General features: G+C 41.0%; 19 protein-coding genes and 1 riboswitch. Of the genes, 10 read left to right on the top strand and 9 right to left on the bottom strand.

Features of this window, described 5'->3' with window-relative positions; genetic code table 11:
• Positions 1-40: 40 nt before the first annotated feature.
• Positions 41-1,129, bottom strand: a complete 1,089-nt coding sequence (locus RF53_RS16420; protein WP_039038302.1) for an MBL fold metallo-hydrolase — start codon at positions 1,127-1,129, stop codon at positions 41-43.
• A 143-nt stretch (positions 1,130-1,272) separates the two neighbouring features.
• Positions 1,273-1,926: a DUF2959 domain-containing protein gene (locus RF53_RS16425; RefSeq protein WP_039038303.1), complete on the bottom strand. Its 654-nt coding sequence runs from the start codon at positions 1,924-1,926 to the stop codon at positions 1,273-1,275.
• 85 nt (positions 1,927-2,011) lie between these two features.
• Here RF53_RS16425 and RF53_RS16430 point away from each other — a divergent pair, with 85 nt between their 5' ends.
• Together RF53_RS16430 and dtd are read left to right on the top strand one after the other, a co-directional pair.
• Positions 2,012-2,914 (top strand): virulence factor BrkB family protein, encoded by a 903-nt coding sequence (locus RF53_RS16430; RefSeq protein ID WP_039038304.1) that lies wholly within the window; start codon positions 2,012-2,014, stop codon positions 2,912-2,914.
• The gene (gene dtd / locus RF53_RS16435; RefSeq protein WP_039038305.1) at positions 2,915-3,352 is read left to right on the top strand and encodes a D-aminoacyl-tRNA deacylase; all 438 of its coding nucleotides are present in this window, start codon (positions 2,915-2,917) and stop codon (positions 3,350-3,352) included.
• Here dtd and RF53_RS16440 read toward each other — a convergent pair.
• The gene (locus RF53_RS16440; protein ID WP_039038306.1) at positions 3,336-4,061 is read right to left on the bottom strand and encodes a spermidine synthase; all 726 of its coding nucleotides are present in this window, start codon (positions 4,059-4,061) and stop codon (positions 3,336-3,338) included. The two genes, dtd and RF53_RS16440, sit on opposite strands and share 17 nt — an antisense overlap.
• 172 nt (positions 4,062-4,233) lie before the next feature.
• Here RF53_RS16440 and RF53_RS16445 point away from each other — a divergent pair, with 172 nt between their 5' ends.
• The gene (locus RF53_RS16445) at positions 4,234-5,127 is read left to right on the top strand and encodes a bifunctional GNAT family N-acetyltransferase/hotdog fold thioesterase (RefSeq protein WP_039038307.1); all 894 of its coding nucleotides are present in this window, start codon (positions 4,234-4,236) and stop codon (positions 5,125-5,127) included.
• 67 nt (positions 5,128-5,194) lie between these two features.
• Here RF53_RS16445 and RF53_RS16450 read toward each other — a convergent pair whose 3' ends face one another.
• From RF53_RS16450 to dapA, 5 genes are all read right to left on the bottom strand, one after another.
• Complete coding sequence (locus RF53_RS16450) at positions 5,195-6,229, bottom strand: phospholipase A (protein WP_006791323.1); 1,035 nt, start codon at positions 6,227-6,229, stop codon at positions 5,195-5,197.
• A 203-nt stretch (positions 6,230-6,432) separates the two neighbouring features.
• Complete coding sequence (locus RF53_RS16455; RefSeq protein ID WP_039038308.1) at positions 6,433-7,554, bottom strand: succinylglutamate desuccinylase/aspartoacylase family protein; 1,122 nt, start codon at positions 7,552-7,554, stop codon at positions 6,433-6,435.
• Positions 7,555-7,559: 5 nt separating this feature from the next.
• Positions 7,560-8,765 (bottom strand): PLP-dependent decarboxylase, encoded by a 1,206-nt coding sequence (locus RF53_RS16460; protein ID WP_039038309.1) that lies wholly within the window; start codon positions 8,763-8,765, stop codon positions 7,560-7,562.
• The gene (locus RF53_RS16465) at positions 8,765-9,505 is read right to left on the bottom strand and encodes a 2,3,4,5-tetrahydropyridine-2,6-dicarboxylate N-succinyltransferase (protein WP_006791320.1); all 741 of its coding nucleotides are present in this window, start codon (positions 9,503-9,505) and stop codon (positions 8,765-8,767) included. The genes RF53_RS16460 and RF53_RS16465 overlap by 1 nt, the downstream gene beginning before the upstream one ends.
• A gap of 15 nt (positions 9,506-9,520) precedes the next feature.
• Entirely contained in the window at positions 9,521-10,405 is an 885-nt protein-coding gene (gene dapA, locus RF53_RS16470; RefSeq protein WP_039038310.1) for a 4-hydroxy-tetrahydrodipicolinate synthase, read from the bottom strand.
• 128 nt (positions 10,406-10,533) lie between these two features.
• Positions 10,534-10,730, bottom strand: a riboswitch (Lysine riboswitch).
• A 191-nt stretch (positions 10,731-10,921) separates the two neighbouring features.
• On the opposite strand from dapA, the gene RF53_RS16475 reads away from it, so the two are divergent.
• The 6 genes from RF53_RS16475 to RF53_RS16500 all read left to right on the top strand — a co-directional run bounded on the left by RF53_RS16475 (position 10,922) and on the right by RF53_RS16500 (position 19,449).
• Complete coding sequence (locus RF53_RS16475) at positions 10,922-11,626, top strand: DNA-3-methyladenine glycosylase I (RefSeq protein ID WP_006791318.1); 705 nt, start codon at positions 10,922-10,924, stop codon at positions 11,624-11,626.
• 2 nt (positions 11,627-11,628) lie between these two features.
• Complete coding sequence (locus RF53_RS16480; RefSeq protein ID WP_039038311.1) at positions 11,629-13,038, top strand: protein adenylyltransferase SelO; 1,410 nt, start codon at positions 11,629-11,631, stop codon at positions 13,036-13,038.
• Positions 13,039-13,427: 389 nt separating this feature from the next.
• Entirely contained in the window at positions 13,428-14,483 is a 1,056-nt protein-coding gene (locus tag RF53_RS16485) for an OmpA family protein (protein ID WP_006791316.1), read from the top strand.
• A gap of 291 nt (positions 14,484-14,774) precedes the next feature.
• Entirely contained in the window at positions 14,775-17,372 is a 2,598-nt protein-coding gene (acnB, locus tag RF53_RS16490) for a bifunctional aconitate hydratase 2/2-methylisocitrate dehydratase (protein ID WP_006791315.1), read from the top strand.
• A gap of 199 nt (positions 17,373-17,571) precedes the next feature.
• Entirely contained in the window at positions 17,572-18,204 is a 633-nt protein-coding gene (locus RF53_RS16495) for a 2OG-Fe dioxygenase family protein (protein ID WP_039038312.1), read from the top strand.
• A gap of 9 nt (positions 18,205-18,213) precedes the next feature.
• On the top strand, positions 18,214-19,449 hold the full coding sequence (locus tag RF53_RS16500; RefSeq protein WP_039038313.1) for a cysteine desulfurase-like protein: 1,236 nt from the start codon (positions 18,214-18,216) through the stop codon (positions 19,447-19,449).
• A gap of 61 nt (positions 19,450-19,510) precedes the next feature.
• Here the strand turns inward: RF53_RS16500 and RF53_RS16505 are convergent, their stop codons facing one another.
• A complete protein-coding gene (locus tag RF53_RS16505; RefSeq protein ID WP_006791311.1) occupies positions 19,511-20,215 on the bottom strand; it encodes a 2OG-Fe(II) oxygenase in 705 nt (234 codons plus the stop codon).
• Positions 20,216-20,248: 33 nt separating this feature from the next.
• Between RF53_RS16505 and RF53_RS16510 the strand changes: the two genes are divergently transcribed.
• Positions 20,249-20,638 (top strand): acyl-CoA thioesterase, encoded by a 390-nt coding sequence (locus tag RF53_RS16510; RefSeq protein ID WP_039038314.1) that lies wholly within the window; start codon positions 20,249-20,251, stop codon positions 20,636-20,638.
• Positions 20,639-20,839: the final 201 nt, after the last annotated feature.

The following is a 20,839-nucleotide window of genomic DNA, read 5'->3' on the forward strand; positions in this document are numbered from 1 at the left end:
TATTACGAATTATGTTGATGTATTTCAGCTGGTGGGCAATTTAAAATTTAATACTTTCACCTTCATTTAAAATATAAAGCGGCACGGGTGATTTCATTGTTTCATGCATGTGTAATAAACGTAGTAAAGCCGAATGACTACTTCGATCGCCCATTTTCCATGATGAGTTACCGTATCCCCACGGTATCATTACTTTACAGTTAAGCTCGTGTGCGGCCTTAAGAGCATCTTCTGGGGTTGTATGAACATAACGATACCACTTGGGGTTATCTTTGCTGTAGTAAGAGGCTATCGGCATTAAGCACACATCAATATCGCCATACTTTTGCTGAATATCGCTAAAGTGTTTGGAGTAGCCAGTGTCGCCTGCAAAAAATAAGGTACTGCCATTTTGTTCAAGTAGCCAGCCATTCCATAAGTCTTTATCGTTGTCTTCGTAAATAAAGGGTACTAATACACGGCTGCTAAAGTGATGCGCTGGTAGTGCATGAATGGTTAAATCATCAATTTTAGTTTTTGCATACCACGCCATTTCGCTAATATTAAGTCCTGCGTTTGGAAAGTTATCTGCCATGCCTAATGGTGCTAAGTAGCGAGGTTGATTACCTATTTCTTCTATGTCTGATTTATTAAAATGATCGTAATGAATGTGCGAATATATAACGGCATCTAGGTTTTTAAGTTCGCTTTGAGTAAGCCAATCACCAGGTTGTCTATAAAACCCAGAGGCAAGCTTAAATGCTAAATCAACGGGTGAGTCAAACTGCTCTTTTACGGGGTCGAACACTACATGCTGTCCATTTGGTGTTTGGATCATAAAGCCAGCATGGCCTAACCAGCGTATATTAAAGCCAAGGTTTAGCTGTGGCTTTAATTGCTCAGCGTTAAATGTGCAATTTTCAGCAGTGGTTTCGCATATTACATTCGGGTGTTGTGGGTAGCAGTCAGCTTCACAGGTAACCGGATAGGTTTTATCGCCCGCATAAAGGTTGTGATAACGCCCTTCACGCTCACCTGATTTATGAATTGGCGTTATGCTGTCTTGCCCAGCAATTACATTTACAGTGTTTGCGCTGCAGGCGGCTAAAAAGCTTGAGGTAATAAGTAAGCACAGAGTATGTAATTTCATTTCGACTGTTGTTATTGTTTAAAAGAAATTAAAGCTTATCAAAAGCTATTTATTAAACAATGTGTTAATCGTAACAAAAAATAATCACAAAAAAGCCCGTTAAAATTAACAGGCTTTTTAGAGTTGTTATAAAAATAGCATTATTAGGCTTTGTTCATTTGCTCAATAAATTTATTTGAATCGGCAATTGACTTGTTCATGTCGTTCATCAGTATCTGAATGTCGCGTTTAAGGTTAGTAAATTCACCTTTTATAGCAGCAACTGCCTGTGCATTTAAATTATGCTTTAAGTACAAAACGTTATCTTTTAGTGATGATAGTACTGGTTCCATTTTACTTTCAGCACTGCGCATAGAACGAAGAAGCTGATTAAATTGGCGCTTAGTGGCATTAAGTTTTTTACTGCTTTCGCGTTTTAACGAAGCGCTTTTGTACTGTTCTAATTCATCGCTCCACTCGTCAAACAAGGCTTCAGCAACATCCTCTACTTTATTGATATTGGTAGTAACGTCGTCTGCGGCTTTAAGGCTTGATTCGTAATCGTCATTTAGTTGATTGTAAGCATCTTGGAGCTCACCGCCATCAAAATTAATTAGTGTAGTTAAACGCTCAAGCGCTGACTGAAACTCTTCTTGAGATTCTTCTTGTGACTCTTTGGTTTCTTCTACGCGGTCAATAAGAATGTCACGTTTGTGCACACCTACTTTTTCCATTGCAGAATAGTAAGCTGATTGACACCCAGATAATGCTAACGTTAGGGCAAGTATTGATGCGCTTAACAGTGTTTGTTTTTTCATTTGATTCCCTATTTACGTGTAAGTGCTGTAAATTCCGGTGCTGATTGTTATGATAATCAAAACTCGATAAGCACAAGTCAATTGTATGAATGATAAGCTCTCCCATTACAAACAGCAAGTTAAGTCCTTTATGCGCCAGCAACCCGGTTGGTGGATGCAATATATTAATCGCTGTATCGACGATCAAATTACAGTGAATGCAGGCTACCTTGCCTATGTTACTTTACTTTCGTTAGTGCCTTTAATTGCGGTAGGTGTGGCAATATTTTCGGCTTTTCCGGGGTTTGAGTCGACCCGCATAGCCATAGAAAGCTTTTTATTCACTAACTTTGTACCTACCTCGTCAGATGTCATTAAAGAGCACATAAGCTCCTTTGCGGGCAATGCAAACCAAATGACAGCAGTCGGTATTGGTTTTTTAGCAGCGATTGCGCTGCTGCTGATACGTAATGTTGATGCCACGCTTAATCGCATTTGGCGAATTAAGAAAAAACGCCCTATGATGATCTCTTTTGCTGTTTATTGGATGGTATTAAGCCTAGGTCCGGTGCTACTGGGTGCAAGTATTGGTGTTACTTCGTATATTGTGTCGTTGGTTTCGTTTGCCGATCAGGGCATTCCTGGGTTTAGTGGCTTTTTATTAAAGCTGGTACCCTATGGTTTTTCGATGATTGGCTTTTTAATGTTATATACCTTAGTGCCTAATACACCTGTCTCTATTAGGGCTGCACTACCAGGCGCGCTTTTTGCGGCAGTTTTATTTGAACTGACTAAAAAAGGCTTTGCACTTTACATTAGTCACTTTCCATCGTACGAAGTAATTTACGGTGCTGTTGCGACCATACCTATTTTATTTGTGTGGGTGTATTTATCTTGGGTGGTGGTGTTACTAGGCGCTGAATTTACAGCATGTATTAGCCCAAATGATATTGAAGATACCCCAGAAATTGAACTTGAAGAAGAGCTAAACTTAAAGGATACGCATTAAATGCAAGGGTTAATACAGCGCGTAAAACACGCAAAAGTAGAAGTTAATAACCAAGTAATTGGCCAAATAGAAAAAGGTATATTACTGCTTTTAGGTGTAGAAAAACCAGATGATGAACAAGCAGCCGATAAGCTACTGCATAAAGTAAGTAATTACCGTATTTTTACCGATGAAAACGACAAAATGAACTTAAGCCTAAAAGATATAGGTGGAGAGTTATTAGTGGTTTCGCAATTTACATTAGCGGCTAACACCAAAAAAGGCATGCGGCCGAGCTTTTCATCAGCAGCGACCCCAAGCCAGGCTAATGAGTTGTATGTGTATTTTGTAGACCAAGCCAAAGCGCTGGGAATTAGAGTCGCCACCGGTGAGTTTGGTGCCGACATGCAAGTGAGTTTATGTAACGATGGACCGGTTACGTTTAACTTATCTGTTTAGGGTGTTGTTTACTAATGACCACTATATGGTTAACGTAACCTGAAATTTTTTGAGGGTATACAGTATAACCAAATACATCGAATAATAGCTTTTGGAGCTGTTTTAACTGTGAGTTGTGTTGCGATAAAAAGTTAATAAATAGTTTGCCGGTAGTGTTAAGTGCTGCGTGAATTTTTTCATAAAATGCGTGCTCAAATAAAAATCGTGGCGCATCTATCTGGCAGAATAAATCTAATATAACCCAATCTATATTTCGCGCTGAAGTAAGTACCACCTGTGCATCATCGCATAGTAAATTTTCGTTACTGCTTGATGCAAAAAACTGCGAATAACATGCCAATATGCCTGCATTTTTTTCAACTGACGTTATATTTACTTGAGGGTGTTGCTTAAGTAAATAGTTACGAATAGCCCCACCGCCCAATCCAAGTTCAAGCACGTTATTAGGTGGTGGCAGTGTTTGCCATTGCGCTGCTAAATATTGCAAATGAGGAAACAACAGAGTTCGTGGATTATTGACGTCGATAATGGATTGCAATGTGTTGTTTATTAACAGCCAGCGTAAATTACCATGCTCGCGAACTTGAATGCGATCGCCATTTACGTTTTGCCAATAAAGTAGCGTTCCTTCATTTTGGCTGTTTTCAATAAAATGACTGTTAATTAGGCCTGTTGAGGTATCAATGTATGTGGTCATGGTATTTAGCATAAACCAGCTTTAGTAAAGCGCAATGGGATCTGTCATTAATTTTTTACGTATTTTAAAAGCTTCACCAAAGTCGTATTTGCAGTTTTGTTAAGATGGAGTATGGTATTTGCCATCAACAGGTTGAGGCTTTTTTAAATTTTTACATGCGGCTTTTACAGCAACAGGAGTAAGTATGTTTCAGGTAAGTACCCCACAAAGTAGCGAAGATTGGCAAGCTTATTATCAATTACGCTGGCAGGTTTTACGCGCTCCTTGGGGGGAACCAAGAGGTTCTGAACAAGATGATTTAGAACAAGACGCTGAACACCGCTTTATAAAAAATAAAGAGGGTGACGTATTAGGTGTGGCTCGATTACATTTTAATAACCACGAGCAAGCTCAGGTTCGTTATATGGCTGTGGCTGAAGGTAACCGAAATCAGCATATTGGTAGTCGCCTGTTACACGATTTAGAAAAAATAGCGTGGACACAAAATGCCGGTGAACTGGTGTTATTTGCACGTGAGCGGGCGCTTGAGTTTTATAAGCGTCATGGGTACGAATTAAAAGAAAAAGCGCACTTGGCGTATGGTGATGTACAACATTATAAAATGGTTAAGCAAAAACCGAGTGAGCCGGGTTGGTTCCGCCATCCAAATTGGACTCAGGTATTGCAAAATATCTGGCGAGAATCAATTCCTATTAGTGATGCAATGGGCATTAAAGTAGAAAGTTACACCGATTGGCAATTTACAACCAGCGCTGATTTAGACGCTAATTTAAATTTACATAACACCATGTTTGCGGGTTCTATTTATAGTTTAGCCACATTAACTGGCTGGGGTGCAACGTATTTGGCGCTCAAAGAAGCGGGACTTGAAGGTAGCATAGTTTTAGCCGATGCGAGTATTAAGTACCTGAAACCACTCAATACAGATCCGCGCGGTTGTGTAGATTTACAAGCGTGTAAAGGCAAATTAAGCGATTTAGAAGCCGATGGTAAAACAAGTTATGTGGTACCGGTAATCATTTATGATGGTGACAACGTAGTTGCTGAGTTTGAAGGTGTGTTTGCCGTAAAAAAATAACGAGTAATTTTTAATTAAAAAAGCCAAGCACTTAATAATTAATGCTTGGCTTTTTCATAAGCTGATTTTACAACAAATCAGTTAATAATATACCCACACCAATACGCTCAACGTCAGCGTTATAATCTATTAGGCTTTCACCGTAGCCGTTAAAGTATTGCGCGTAGCCACGAACGCGGCCCCACAAAGGAAATGACCAATCAAGCTGAAGTGCACCACGATTGTCTGAATTTAAATTATTGCGAGTCATAAAGCTAAATTCATGGTCGTGATAACGATATGCACCGCTAAATTCAAAGTACCCCATGTATTTGTAAATATCAGGGTTATCATCACCTTTTGCATCTAGCAGGTTTTCTTTTTCGTCTTCAGCTATGCGATACCAAGGTTTAAAGCTAAAAACAAAGCCTCGGTTTTCCCATATGAAGTCGGCGTAAATACGGTTCCACGAGCGCGAGTTTGGTTGGCTTCGACCATTTGACTGGTGTGAAATACCTAACACAATAGCCATTTCATCGCCCCAAAGTACGTTTTCTGGATCCAGGTAATTTATCCAAAAAATTTCAGGCTCATAGTTGGTTTCACGAAATGGCGATGAAATCTCTGAGTTATAAATTTGCCAATAGGACTGCAGCGTAAAACCAAAATACAAGGCTTGGTCTTCGTCAGAAAATTCGTCAAACAAGGGAACCTTGATTGAAAGTTGATATTTTGCTTCTAAGTTATCGAGTGTATCACCATCTTGTTCATCGGTGAGCTCATCAAAACGGTCGAAAGGACGATCGTTAGGATGCGATACGTATGATAATGGCAATATGTAATTACGTTTGTGGGGGGTGATTACATTACGATTTTTTTTACCAACCTCTTCACGTGCTTGGCGTTTATCGAGTGCGGTCAGTTGTTTGTTTTCTTCCAGTGCAGAGCATTTTTTACGAAGCTCATCGAGTGTTTGCTTGCCATCGCCCCCAATTACTTCATTCAAAATACATTGCTTGACGAGTTCTATACTGCTGTCTTGCTCGTTTGTTTGTACTTCGTCTTGCGCAAATGCTGCGGTACTTAGTAAAGCTGAAAGGGTGATCCAGTGGCGCCAGCTCATTGTAATTCCTTGTGAGTATTGGGTAGGTTGTGATTTATTTTATTATAACGCTTTTTACATTAGGTACAGTGAACTTTTACTGAACTGTTTACATTACGTTAAAGGCGGTACTAACAGATCAAAAGAAAAGCGGCCAAAGCCGCTTTATCTAATGTACATTAACTTAGGAGATTAATGTACTCTCACGCAATGAGAAGGGTGAGCTATAGCTCAAATACGTTTGTAAAAAATTTATACAACTCAGTGCCTTGATTAACGCTTGCTGAGGCAAAGTGCAAAATAGCGATAGCATCGCAATCAAGAGTCAGCGTTTGTAATGGTTGTTCACTTAGATAGCGTTCCATACGTAAAATATGTGCGATGGGCTCGCCTGCTTTAATATGACTACCAAGTGGTGCTATATATTCAACCATGCCGCCAATAGGGGCGTAATAGGCAAAGTAGTCATCTAGGTTACACGCATAGCGAGTTATATTAGCTGGTTTATGCGGTGCATCTACTAATACGTTCTTTTGATTTAGGTAGCATAATATGCTCTTTGCATCGTTGAGTGCTTCTTTTAAATCTATTTTTTCTTGGCTACCTAGCTCAACTGTAAAGGCTTCTACCTGCACGTTGAACGAACGCCCTTGCGCGCTAAGTGCATTGCTTAAGTGCCACCATGGGCAAAAGCTAGCTTCATCCATAGCGCCATCAAAGTCGCTTGGGATCAGCAGTACATGTTCAATATTAAAATAACGAGCACTGTCTGTTGCATAGGTTGGGCAATATAAATGCTTACTTGAAATAGGGCCTGTGTGTAAATCGAGCACTATGTCGGCTTGGTGCGCAAGCTTTTGCAGGTTAAGCGCAATGCGTTTACCGGTATTGAGTAAATATGCAGAGCCGTTAAGTTTGGTGTCTATTTCATCAAGCAAGGCTTGTTTAAAGTTATCTTTTAAAGCTGCATCGTCGTACTGGCTATGATCTTTGGCAAACTGGGTGACTAAATCACTATTGTAGTGATACATACGGTTCCAGTTAGTGCCAGTAATAGGGTCGAATCGGCCAAGGGTAAACTCCCCTGATTTTTGATTGCAACCAATAGGGTTAGCATATGGTACTAAGGTAATGTCGCCTTTTAAATTGAGCTGTTTTAACTGCTCTAGCAGCTGAAAAATAACCGCGTTACCTTGTACCTCGGCGCCATGCATGTTGGCTTGAATATACACGCTTGGACCTGTGCCGTCGCCTTTTAAGCGATACACCGGAATAGTGAGAGGCAAGCCATTTGCTACTTCCCCTACTACAATGTTTTCTTGGCTAATGGGTGTTGTTATGCTCATGTTTATTACCTTAAGTAGTGACTGGCATCTTCTGCTTGGCGTACACAGGTGAGCTCGCCATTTTGTAACACGTATTCTGCAGCTAGTTCATGGCATAAAAAATAGGGCATGCTTTCGGTAAAACCATAGGCGCCACATTGGCTAAACACCAGCCAGTCTTGCTCGTTTAAATCGCTTGGTAGGGTATGCTCGCCTAAGCAATCAAGGGCAGTACATAATGGGCCATATAGGCTCATTGCTTGTTCTGGCGCCGTTGATTCGCGCAATAACGCCGCAGGAAAATCTTGGCTTGTAACAGCAGGACGCAATAAGTGGTTAATACCACCGGTTAAAATAACTTGCTGTTGGCCGTAGTTTTGTTTGCACTCTACTACGGGGTTAGCATAATGACCGCATTCGCCTACAGCGTAACGACCAAGCTCCATCCAAAGCTCGTCTACACCCGCCTCTTTTTTAATTTTAGCAAGCGCGGCTATAAGGCCATCCCATTCAAGTATTGTCTCGTTTTGTGTATAAGGAATACCTAAACCGCCCCCTAAATCGAGAATTTTAAGGTTTATATTTAAGTTATTAGCCAAGGTGGTAAGCGGTGCAATCATTTGCGACCACAGCTCGCTTAGCTTTTGCGTGCTAAGCATGTTGCCCCACTGAAAAATATGCAGGCCATCAAAATTAAGTGCTGGGTAATCGCCAGTATTGAGCGCTTGCCATTCATCGCAGCCAAGCCCAAACGGAGTTAGGCTGTCGCCGCCTAGTGGGTTTTTTTCACCTTCAGGCCAGCGTAGTTGCACACGCAATAAAACTTGCAGCTGCGTATTTTGCAGCTGCGCTTGTTGGTTTAACCAACGCACTTGATTGAGGCTTTCGGCAACAAAAATACGTACGCCGCGCTCGATAAAGTGTTTAATTTGTTTAGGGCTCTTTGCAGGTCCTGTGTTGAGCACGCGCTGCGAACTAATACCTTGTGCAAGGACTTGTTCAAGTTCACCTTTACTTGCTACGTCAAAGTTAAAGCCTGCGCTATCTAAGCTTTGAATAACCTTAGACAGAGGGTTCGCTTTTACTGCATACCAAAGTTTTACATCGGTTTGCGCAACTAAACGGGTAAGGTGTGCGTTTAGTTTATCTAAGTCGTAAACAAAAAAAGGGGTATCAAGTTGCTGAGTAAGCTTATTAACAGCGGTTTTGATTGGCGTGCTCAAAAAGCTCATTATCGTAAAACCTCTTCTAGCAATAATGATGCATCGCTTTGCTCGTCGCGGTATTTAACAATTAACGCACACGACATGCTTAAGCCTTGCTCTCGTGCCCATTCGTTAGATGCCGGGCGAGAGCCAGGTATTACAATTGCGTATTCTGGAATTGGCTCGCCTTTATCTAGCTGACGCTCGTTAACGCAGTCGTATACCGGAATGGTTGCAGATAAGCGCACGCCTGGTGCAAGTACCGCGCCTTTTTTAACCACTACGCCTTCAACAATGACACAACCTGCGCCAATAAACGCATCGTCCTCAACCACAACTGGGCTTGCCCCGATTGGCTCAAGTACACCGCCAAGTTGAACGGCTGCGCTCAAATGTACGTTTTTACCTACTTGTGCACACGAGCCCACTAACGCGTGGCTATCAACCATAGTGCCTTCGTCGATGTATGCACCAATATTTACGTACGCTGGTGGCATAATAATAGTGCCTTTAGCTACGTAGGCACCACGACGAACGCTTGAACCACCTGGTACCATACGCACGCCGTCGTCAGTGCTAAACTCTTGCGGTGCAAGGTTGTGCTTGTCAACAAACCCGCCTGCAAACTCGGTGTTAGTGCCATTTTTAAAGGCTTCTAAAATGCCTTGTTTTACTTCTACGTTAGCTTCCCATTGACCGCTTTCGTTTTGTGATGCTGCGCGTACTGCGCCCGATTCTAAATTATTAAGTAGTTCTAACCAGCTCATTATAAAAACCTGTATTTAATGCCAAGATAAAATGGTGTCGTTTGCAGTGGTAATGCAATCGGTTTGCGTTAACTCAAGATGCGTTAAAGGCGGGCGCAGCAACGGGCTACTTAAGCGGCCTTGTTGGTGCATTAGCACTTTAACGGGAATAGGGTTTGCTACAGCAAATAGGCTATCAATAGCGCGAGTCCACTGAGCAAATAAATTGGGGTGTTGGCCACTTAAGCTGCGTTTTACAAATTCGTGTGTTTGCAAAGGCCACGCGTTTGCCGCAACCGATACTAAGCCTTTTGCACCTGCTTGGGCAAAGTAGGGCATAAGTGCATCGTCGCCACTGTATAGCGCTAAATTAGGCGCGGCTTGTCGGTATGCTTCAAATTGGGTGATGTTGCCACTGGCTTCTTTCAAAGCCCACAGTTTTGGGTGCGCTTTTAAGTTTTCAATGGTTACGATAGGAATGCTTACACCGCTGCGCCCAGGTACGTTGTATAACATACACGGATGCGCGCTTTCGTTTAATAAGTTTTCGTACCAATGTGTTTGACCTACAGCCCCTGGTTTTGCATAAAGAGGCGAGCCTAATAAGTAGCTGTGAATAGGTAATTGGTTACAGTAGCTAACCCATTCTTTTTGTTGGGCCAAGTTACTACCACCAACAGCAACCATAAGCGGTACACTGGGTTTTAATTGGCACACATGCTCAACAATGCCTTGCTGCTCATTAAGCGTAAGGGCTAAGCCTTCACCTGTGCTACCGAGCAGTAAAATACCGTTGTGTGCTGCTTCTTGTTCGCTAACAAGTGTTGTGAGCGTGTCGTAGTCAACATTACCTTGTTGATCAAACGGCGTAACAAGCGCTGTCCACAGTGCGTAGTCGTCTAAATTGAAATTATTGATCATCTCTTACGAACCTATAAGGTGTTCGAGATATTAAAGGGGCTGTATGATGTGAGCCGCATTAACGTCGTTCGAACAGTATTCGAAGAGCGAATGGGCTTAAAATAATAGGGCGCACGGCCTTATTATTTAAGACCAGAAGCTCTCCACCAAACTAATAAGCTGTTTTAAAACAGCTATTGGTGACAGTCGCTAGGATTCAACCTAGTCGCCCGAAGTAATTGCTTCGCAAAAGCGTTTACCTCTCGGCGGTATTCCCCTGACGTATGCTCACTGGAGTTTGCGCTCCTAACATACGCTACCTGAATAACGCACCTCTTCTAGCCCTTTGTATTTTGTTTAACCGCAAAAGGTTTAACAAAATACAATTTAAATAGGGTAATTGCGGCGATTAAAACATTTTAGCCGTCTAGGTGTCAAGTTGCAGGATACAGATTAGTTCATCGAAAATGTGGGTGGTTACGTATTGGCTGCTTTTCTCGTAAACTAACCCTATGAGCAGCGAGGTATTTAATAAGTATGGAAAAATTTAGCGATATTTATAAGCGAGCAGTAGAGCGAAAAGGCTCTGAAAAAATGCTTAAGTTATTACTCGCAAAACCCTTATCTAAAAAAGCATTAAGCACGTTAAGTGACGACGATTGGCTTGAAGAATTTACCCGAAAAGTTTTTCAAAGTGGTTTTTACTGGTCGGTAATAAACAGCAAATGGCCGGGCTTTAGAGAGGTTTTTTGGGAATTCAGCGTTGATAAGCTATTAATGATGCCGCCCGATATGCTCGAGCAAAAAGCGAGTGATGAGCGTATTATTCGTAATTATAAAAAAGTGAAAACAATTCCTGAAAATGCCTACATGATCCACGAAATAGCACAGGAATATGGCAGTTTTAGCAAGTTTATTGCCCAGTGGCCAACAGATAATATTATTGGTTTATGGGCGCATTTAAAAAAACACGGTGCCCGATTAGGCGGTAATACAGGCCCTTATGCCTTAAGAGCACTTGGCAAAGACACTTTTTTACTTTCGCGAGATGTAGAGAGTTACCTAAGGGCACATAAAATTATTGATGGTGGGCTGCAAACTAAAAAATCACTCACTGCTGCGCAGGCATTTTTTAACGAAATGCAAAAGCAAAGTGGTTTAAGTATGCAAGAGCTAAGTTTAATTGTGGCCTATGGTGTGGGTGACAATCGCGTAGGTATACGTCAACAGTCAGGAAATTAACCATGAAACTAGTGCCGAGATACACAGACATAGCAGATAATTTCGCAATAGAAGATCAACCATCAAGCGTTGCAGCTCCGCAATTGCTTTTGTGGAACGAAGCGTTAGCAAAGCAGTTTAATATAGGTGTTGAGCCGCAGCTGCGTGCTAGTACCTTTGCAGGCAATGAATCACAGCAAATAAAGTCGGTAGCGCTTGGTTATTCTGGGCACCAGTTTGGTCACTTTTCGCCGCGCTTGGGTGATGGGCGAGCGCATTTGCTTGGTGCTATAAATGACGATAAAAACCAGCTGTGGGATATTCAATTAAAGGGCTCAGGCGCTACCCCGTATTCTAGAGGTGGCGATGGGCGATGTGCACTGGGCCCTGCTATTCGTGAATACGTAATGAGTGAAGCTATGCACGCATTAGGTATTCCCACTACTCGTTGTTTGGCTGTGGTTGGTACCGGCGAAGCGGTTTACCGTAATCCGCCTCAACCAGGGGCCGTTGTTACTCGCCTAGCAAGCAGCCATATTCGTGTTGGCTCGTTTCAATACTTAGCAACCCAAGGCGATACTGAGGGATTAAAAAAATTAGCTGATTTAGCAATTAAACGCCATTACCCTGAAATAACGAGTGAAGGCCCTGAGCGGTATATCGCTTTTTTGACAGCAGTCATTAGCAATCAAGTGAACTTGATTATTAATTGGATGCGCGTTGGGTTTGTTCATGGCGTTATGAACACCGATAACACGCTCGTAAGTGGCGAAACTATAGATTATGGCCCGTGTGCAATGATGGATAGCTTTGATTTTGACACCGTATTTAGCTCTATAGACAAGCAAGGCCGCTACGCTTTTGGTAATCAGCCAAATATGGCGAGTTGGAATTGTGCTCGCTTAGCTGAAAGCCTTATCCCATTAATTAGCGATGATGAAGAAAAAGCTGTGTCATTACTTACTCCAGTTATACATCATTTTTCAGAGCAATTTAATACTCAATTTACAGTAATGTGGAGCAAAAAATTAGGCCTGGCTGGTGCAAAAGAGGGCGACAAAGATCTTGTTTCTGAGCTACTAACATTATTGCAAGCACATCATCTTGATTACACCAATACTTTTGATGCACTGACGGAGTTTGTGAATGGCAATGCAACTATTCCAAAAGAATTAATTGAGTGGGCGAATAAGTGGCAAAGCCGAACAAGTAACGATAGCTACAAAACCATGCGAGCAGCCAATCCACGTATAATTCCGCGAAATCATATAATTGAAACAATATTAGCTGAATATAATGAGCTTGGTTCAAGTAAACTGATGAGCCGTTTTGTAAAAGTAGCTAATAAACCGTACCTGTTCAGCGATGATATGGCCGAATTTCAAGAGGTACCGGCAAATGATACCGACTATAAAACTTTTTGTGGTACTTAAGTGTTGTAAAAATAGATAAGTTAATGATTATAAATAACGATATTTTAGCACAGAGATGTTCATTGATTGAGCAAAGCAAATTCCGGTGTTACTATCTAAACATAAAGATAAGTTAGTTTCATTGTGAGCAAGAACAATTGATTGAGTTGTCTTTGTGTCTTCTGCAGATTATCGATTTATATGATCAACTAGTTGGTTTCTAGCTAGGTAAAGTTTTAAATTTCACCTAAACTGATTTGTTGGATATCGTTATATCGCATTGAAAAAAATTATAAACTTTATTTTTCGTTAAGTATTGATTAACAAAAGTTGAGTTAGTCTGTATAAAACTTAGTGAGCTAGTACTTAATTAGCCACAATTTATTAGTTGTTAAAATGGGAAGAAAACAATGAAATTAAAATCACTAACTATTGCAATTGCGTTAGCTGCAACTAGCGTATCTACTTTTGCTGCTGACAAGCAAGAAGGTTTCTATATTGGCGCATTTGGCGACTACTACGATGCGTCTTGGGAAAATATGAGCGCACAGGCTGGTCTTGACGTAAACGAGTCGACTGGCTTTGGTCTTGAAGCGGGTTACCGCTTCAGCGATTTTTGGAGTGCTCGTTTAGAGTATGCAGATCTTGATTTCAATGCATTCGACAAAGCCGCTGGTAACCGTAACAACATCGACGGTAGCCGTTTTGGTATTGATGCGCTTTACCATTTAGATGGCGGTCCTTTCTACGGTTTAGTTGGTATTAAATCAATGGACGTTGTTGATGACAACACGTTCTTAAATGCAGGTGTTGGTTACAGACACTTCATTACTGATAACTTATTCGCTAACGTTGAAACTGCTGTATATCAAGGTATTGATAAAGGTTACACAGATGTTGGCGCTAAATTAGGTATTAACTATTTCTTTGGACAAAACACTATGCCTGCTGAGCCGGTACAGCCTGCGCCAGAGGTTGTTGAAGTTATGGTTGAGCCAGTAGACAGCGACAATGACAATATTTTAGATGCTGATGACAAGTGTCCTAATACACCAATGACAGATGCTGTTGATGGTACTGGTTGTACTTTATATGAAGATAAAGAAGTAACTGTGAGCTTATTAGTAACGTTCCCTAACGACAAAGCTGCTGTATCACAGCGTTACTTAGACGACATCGATCAAGTTGCATCTTTCTTAAAAGATTACCCAGATACAACAGTGCTTTTAGAAGGTCATACTTCAGCAGTAGGTAAAGCGACTTACAACAAAATGCTATCTAAAAAGCGTGCTGATTCGGTAGCTAAGCAATTAATAGCTGACGGTATTGCATCTGACCGCATTACTACGGTAGGTTTAGGTGAAGAGCGCCTTAAAAATGAAGCTAACACAGCCGCTGCACACGCAGAGAATCGTCGTGTTGAAGCGCACATCAAAACAATCAAAACAGTAAAAGTTTTACGTTAATAGATTATTTTGATTATAAAACCCAGCTTATGCTGGGTTTTTTTATGGCCGCTATTTATGCTTGTCTACCTAAATAGTAATGATTATTACTTAACAAGTATTCATGGAAATAGAATTTCCCGTAACTACTATTCATGGTGTTTATAGTCGGTATAATCAGTTGTGTAACTGGATGGATTTTCATCTATCTATAAAAGCTTTATAATTACGCGTTAGAATACTATAAGTATTGGGTAACAAGTGCGCATGAAGCGCTACCGAATACTTTCACGTCACCAAGAGGGCAATATTGTGCTACAAGAATATCGTAAACACGTAGAAGAACGTGCCGCGTTAGGTATCGTACCAGCGCCATTAGATGCTCAGCAAACTGCTGATCTTATTGAATTAATAAAAAACCCACCGGCAGGTGAAGAAGAATTCATTTTAGATTTATTAATCAATCGTGTACCACCAGGTGTTGATGACGCTGCTTACATCAAAGCAGGCTTCCTAGCCGCTGTTGCTAAAGGTGAAGCGACTACTTCTCTTATCTCTAAAGAAAAAGCAGCTGAATTATTAGGAACAATGCTAGGCGGATACAATATCGCGCCAATGATTGACCTACTTGATGACGAATCATTAGCGCCAATCGTAGTAAAAGGCCTTTCAAACACATTACTTATGTTTGATGCTTTCTACGACGTAGAAGAAAAAGCCAAAGCAGGCAATGCGTTTGCTAAGCAAATTATCGAATCTTGGGCTGCAGCTGAATGGTTTACAAATAAGCCAGCAGTAGCTGAAAAAATCTCTGTTACTGTATTTAAAGTAACGGGTGAAACAAACACCGATGACTTATCACCTGCACCAGATGCATGGTCACGTCCTGATATCCCACTTCATGCTTTGGCAATGCTAAAAAATGAGCGTGATGGCATAAACCCAGATAAAGCAGGTGAAGTAGGTCCTATCGTACAGCTTGAAGAATTAAAAACTAAAGGCTTACCACTTGCTTATGTAGGTGACGTTGTAGGTACTGGTTCTTCTCGTAAGTCTGCTACTAACTCTGTGCTTTGGTTTATGGGTGATGATATCCCATTTGTACCAAACAAACGTGTTGGTGGTGTATGTTTAGGTAACAAAATAGCACCTATCTTCTTTAACACAATGGAAGATTCTGGCGCATTACCAATCGAATTAAATGTTGACGAGTTCAACATGGGTGATCAAATTGATATTTACCCATACGAAGGTGTTGTTAAACGCCATGGTACTGATGATGTTATCTCTACTTTCGAACTTAAATCAGATGTAATCCTTGATGAAGTTCGTGCTGGTGGTCGTATTCCACTTATCATTGGTCGTGGTTTAACAGACAAAGCACGTACATCTTTAGGTTTAGGTGCTACTGATGTATTTAAAGTACCAGCAGTGACTGAAGAGTCAGACAAAGGCTTTACACTAGCGCAAAAAATGGTTGGTAAAGCATGTAACGTAGCCGGTATTCGCCCAGGCCAATACTGTGAGCCTAAAATGACTACTGTAGGTTCGCAAGATACTACTGGTCCTATGACACGTGATGAACTTAAAGACTTAGCATGTTTAGGTTTCTCTGCAGATTTAACAATGCAGTCATTCTGTCATACCTCTGCTTACCCTAAACCAATTGACGTAAACACGCACCATACGCTTCCTGATTTCATCATGAACCGTGGCGGTGTTTCACTTCGCCCTGGTGACGGTGTAATTCACTCGTGGTTAAACCGTATGTTATTACCAGATACCGTAGGTACTGGTGGTGATTCACATACTCGTTTCCCATTAGGTATTTCGTTCCCAGCGGGTTCAGGTGCAGTAGCATTCGCAGCAGCAACAGGTGTTATGCCACTTGATATGCCTGAGTCTATTTTGGTTCGCTTTAAAGGTGAAATGCAGCCAGGTATCACATTACGTGATCTTGTTCATGCAATTCCTTACTACGGTATCAAAGAAGGCTTATTAACGGTTGAGAAGAAAGGTAAAATCAACGAATTCTCTGGCCGTGTACTAGAAATTGAAGGTGTTGAGCACTTAACTGTTGAGCAAGCATTTGAACTATCAGATGCATCAGCAGAACGTTCAGCTGCAGGTTGTACTGTTAAGCTTTCTAAAGAGTCTATCTCTGAGTACCTTGAGTCTAACATTGTTATGCTTAAGTGGATGATCTCTGAAGGTTACGGCGATGTTCGTACAATCGAGCGTCGTATTACTGCAATGCAAGATTGGTTAGCTAACCCAGAACTTATGGAAGCTGACGCGGATGCAGAATACAAGCACGTACTTGAAATCGACCTAGCTGATATTAAAGAGCCGGTACTTTGTGCACCGAATGACCCAGATGATGCGCGTTTACTATCTGACGTTACAGGCGAGAAAATCGATGAAGTATTTATCGGTTCTTGTATGACTAATATTGGTCACTTCCGTGCCGCAGGTAAATTATTAGATGGCTTTACTGGTCGTATTCCAACACAGCTTTGGGTTGCTCCACCAACGAAGATGGATAAAGACCAACTTACAGACGAAGGTTACTACGGTATCTTTGGTCGTGTTGGTGCACGTATTGAAACTCCAGGGTGTTCACTGTGTATGGGTAACCAAGCACGCGTTGCAGATAAAGCAACGGTTGTTTCTACCTCAACACGTAACTTCCCTAACCGTTTAGGTACAGGCGCAAACGTATTCTTAGCATCAGCAGAACTTGCTGCAGTGGCGGCAATTTTAGGTAAATTACCTACTCCGGCTGAGTACCAGGAATATGCAGCGAAAATCAATGCAACGGCAGCAGATACTTACCGTTACTTGAACTTCCACCGTATGCCTCAGTACACTAAAAAAGCAGACAACGTAATTATTCAGCAAGCTGTTTAATTTATAGAGTTTGAATAAAAAACCCGCTTCGGCGGGTTTTTTATTGTTTAAATATAATTTAGATTATTCATGCTTTAATAGCCTTATACTGAATTAAAATTAAGTATTTTTCACATTTAAGTTGGATAATAAAGCAATAATTCCTCGCTACATGCATTAAAATCTCTTTTAATATTCTCATTATTTTAGGCGAGATTTCATGACTGCATTAAACAACCAGAATTTACTGCAACTTCGTTTTATTAACCAAGCAAATATTGATTTGGTTAAGCCTTCTTTTGATAACCTACCTGCAAATCCATATGCAGATGGCGAATTTCGTAAGCGTCGTTATTCAGTAATTAAATTTCAAAATGGTGAGCTAAAATTGCAAGCTGCCAAAGCATTTGTTCAAGATGATTCGATTAATACGTTTCAAGGTAACGTTGAACGTACTTACGAAAATTTAGAGCAAAGCCTACTTGAATCAGATGGCATGAAAAGTATTGTCAGTGAGTTTTGCCAGCTTACCGGTATTGATGAAAATCGCGATATTGAAATACATCAATTTAGAATGTTAGCTATTGATAGCGATACGCCAGCAGCGCCTGAAGGCGTGCATCAAGACGGTTTTGATCATGTCTGTATATGCGGTGTTTCGCACGAAAACTTAGAAGGTGGCGAGTTACTTGTATACGAAAACAAACAAGCTGAGCCATGTTTTAAAATGGAAATTAAAGACGGCATGTTTGCGCTTATAAACGACCGTCAAGTGTGGCATAACGCCACACCAATGAACAAAGTTGATGCCAGCAAACCAGGTTACCTGGATTGCTTTGTACTTACGTCTTAAGGGATGAGCATGAATATAGCGCAATTACGTGAGCAGTTTCCGGCATTAATGCAAAGCGTTGATGGTAAATCGCCGATATTTTTAGACGGCCCTGGTGGCTCTCAAGTGCCGCAGTCAGTGCTTAATGCAATGTCTGCTTATTTAGGACACTATAATTCAAACCTCGGTGGCGCGTTTTTTTCAAGCGATAAAACTGTTGAGCTAATGGCAAATGCTCGCCAAGCCGCAGCAGATTTACTTAATGCGCCAAGTGCTCAAAATATTGTGTTTGGCCCTAACATGACAAGCCTTACCTTTAGCTTTAGCCGAGCTATTTCGCGCGACTGGCAAGCCGGTGATGAGATCATTGTGACTAACGCCGATCACTTCTCAAACGTGTCATCATGGCAGCAAGCCGCAGAAGATAAAGGCGTTAAGGTTAATACTGCCTTGATTAATGAAGCCGATTGCAGCCTAGATATGACGCAGTTTGAAAGCTTATTAAACAGCAAGACTAAGTTGGTGGCTGTTACCTATGCTTCAAATACTACAGGTTCAATTAACGACATTAAACGTATTATAGAGCTAGCTCATGCTGTGGGCGCTCTTGTGTATGTTGATGCGGTACATTATGCGCCGCACGAGCTTATTGATGTACAAGCCCTTGATTGCGACTTTTTAGCCTGCTCAGCGTATAAGTTTTTTGGCCCACACTTAGGGATGGTGTACGGTAAAAAAGAGCATCTTGAAGGTTTTACGCCTTACAAAGTAGAGCCTGCTAAAGATGTAGCGCCGGGACGTTGGGAAACAGGTACCCAAAGCTTTGAAGCAATGGCAGGCTTTGTTGCCGCTGTTGATTACATTGCTGCAATTAGCGAGCTTGATGATAGCCATACGCGCCGTGAAAAGCTAACAGCTGCGTTTGCTAAAACTAAACAGCACGAGATGGCGCTCAGTGAGCACTTTTTAACGCGTTTGGTTAATTACCCTCGTATAAAATTGTACGGTATTGATGACTTTGATCGATTAAACGAACGTACCCCTACGTTTGCTTTAACGTTTGAAGGTTTAGAGCCACGCGCCGTTTCAGAGTTTTTAGGCAAACAGCATATATGTGTGTGGGATGGACATTTTTACGCGCAAGGTTTGTGTAAGCAATTAAACGTGCTTGATACAGGCGGTGTAGTTCGTATTGGTTGTATGCATTACAACACAGTCGAAGAGCTTGATAAGCTGTTTGATATGTTTGACGAGCTACTTGGTTAAATAGGTCGTCTACTAAATATATAAATAAGCCATAAGTGTTACTTATGGCTTATTTATTGGTTTAGCTTTTAGGTGCACCATATATTTGCTCTGCACGGTTAAATAGCACCCACGAGGTTAAAATATACTTATCGTTTGATACTGGCTTATTACCCCTATGTGTATGCGTAAAGTAGCCAGGCGCTATCACCATGGTGCCTTTTTTAGGGGCTATTTTACGGTTTTGATAATAAAACTCCGTTTCTCCACCTTCCTCGACATCGTTTAAGTAAAACATAAATAAAAGTACACGATGCAGGGCTTCATTGTGTTGTAACTGAGGATACACTTCGCTGTGCCAGTAAGGATAACCCCCTTTATTTACCTCGTATTTCTGCGCTTGGATATTACCTAATCTAAATATTTGCTGCACAAGGACAGGGAGCTGTGGCTTACCCACTTCATCAAAATTTTCTTGAGTTAAATCTACTACTTCCCCCGTTTTTGGATGATAAACCTTTAAGCCAAATGCGCCAATCATCATAAAAATATGTTCTTCAATATAGTTAAAAACATGTTGTGCAGTCGTTTGTTGTATATGTTTTAATTGCTCTGCGTATTCGGGGTGACTATTTAGGTGTAGGTCGTGGCTATCTTTTTTCTTTAAATCAACACCGCCTGAAGTAACCCCTTGTTTTACATGCGGGCTTTGCGTGAACGTATTAATAAAGTTATCGCAAAAATCATCGCTCAATGCGTTTTCATAAACGCGAATAAAGTCCGTCATGGTTTACCTTTGTATAATTATTTTTGGATTAATATGTTTATTGAAAAAGTGATACCGCGCTTTAGCGAAACAGATGCACTCGGACACATCAACAATACCGTACTCCCCGTGTGGTTTGAAGCCGCTCGCGTCCCTATTTTTAAATTTTTTACGCCAGACTTAAACCCACATGACTGGAAACTAATCATTGCCAAAATAGAAGTGTCGTTTGTGGGGGAGTTATTTTATGGCCACGAGATCACGATTAAAACGTCTGTAGATCACATCGGCACAAGCTCTTTTGTACTCAAGCAAGAGGCATTTCAGCATGATAAATGCTGTGCAATTGGAAAGGTTGTAATGGTCAGATATAACTTTGCTGAAAGAGCTAAGCAAGCTTTGAGCACTGAAGAAAAAACAGCACTTGAGAAGCATATGGCTTAATTAACAAACCGAGACTGTAGTGTTACGCACATTTCAACTTAGCCCATTATAAGTAACTGAGTGCCAATAATTAAAAAGGTACTCAGTATTAACGTTAAATAAATAGCGCAATTGTAAATTTTATTAAAAAATTTAACGTTTTTTAATTGAGTTACCAATATGAGTTATATACTATTTATAATATATATAGCTGCCTTATCT

This window comes from Pseudoalteromonas sp. ECSMB14103 (assembly GCF_000813065.1).
GTDB lineage: Bacteria > Pseudomonadota > Gammaproteobacteria > Enterobacterales > Alteromonadaceae > Pseudoalteromonas > Pseudoalteromonas marina.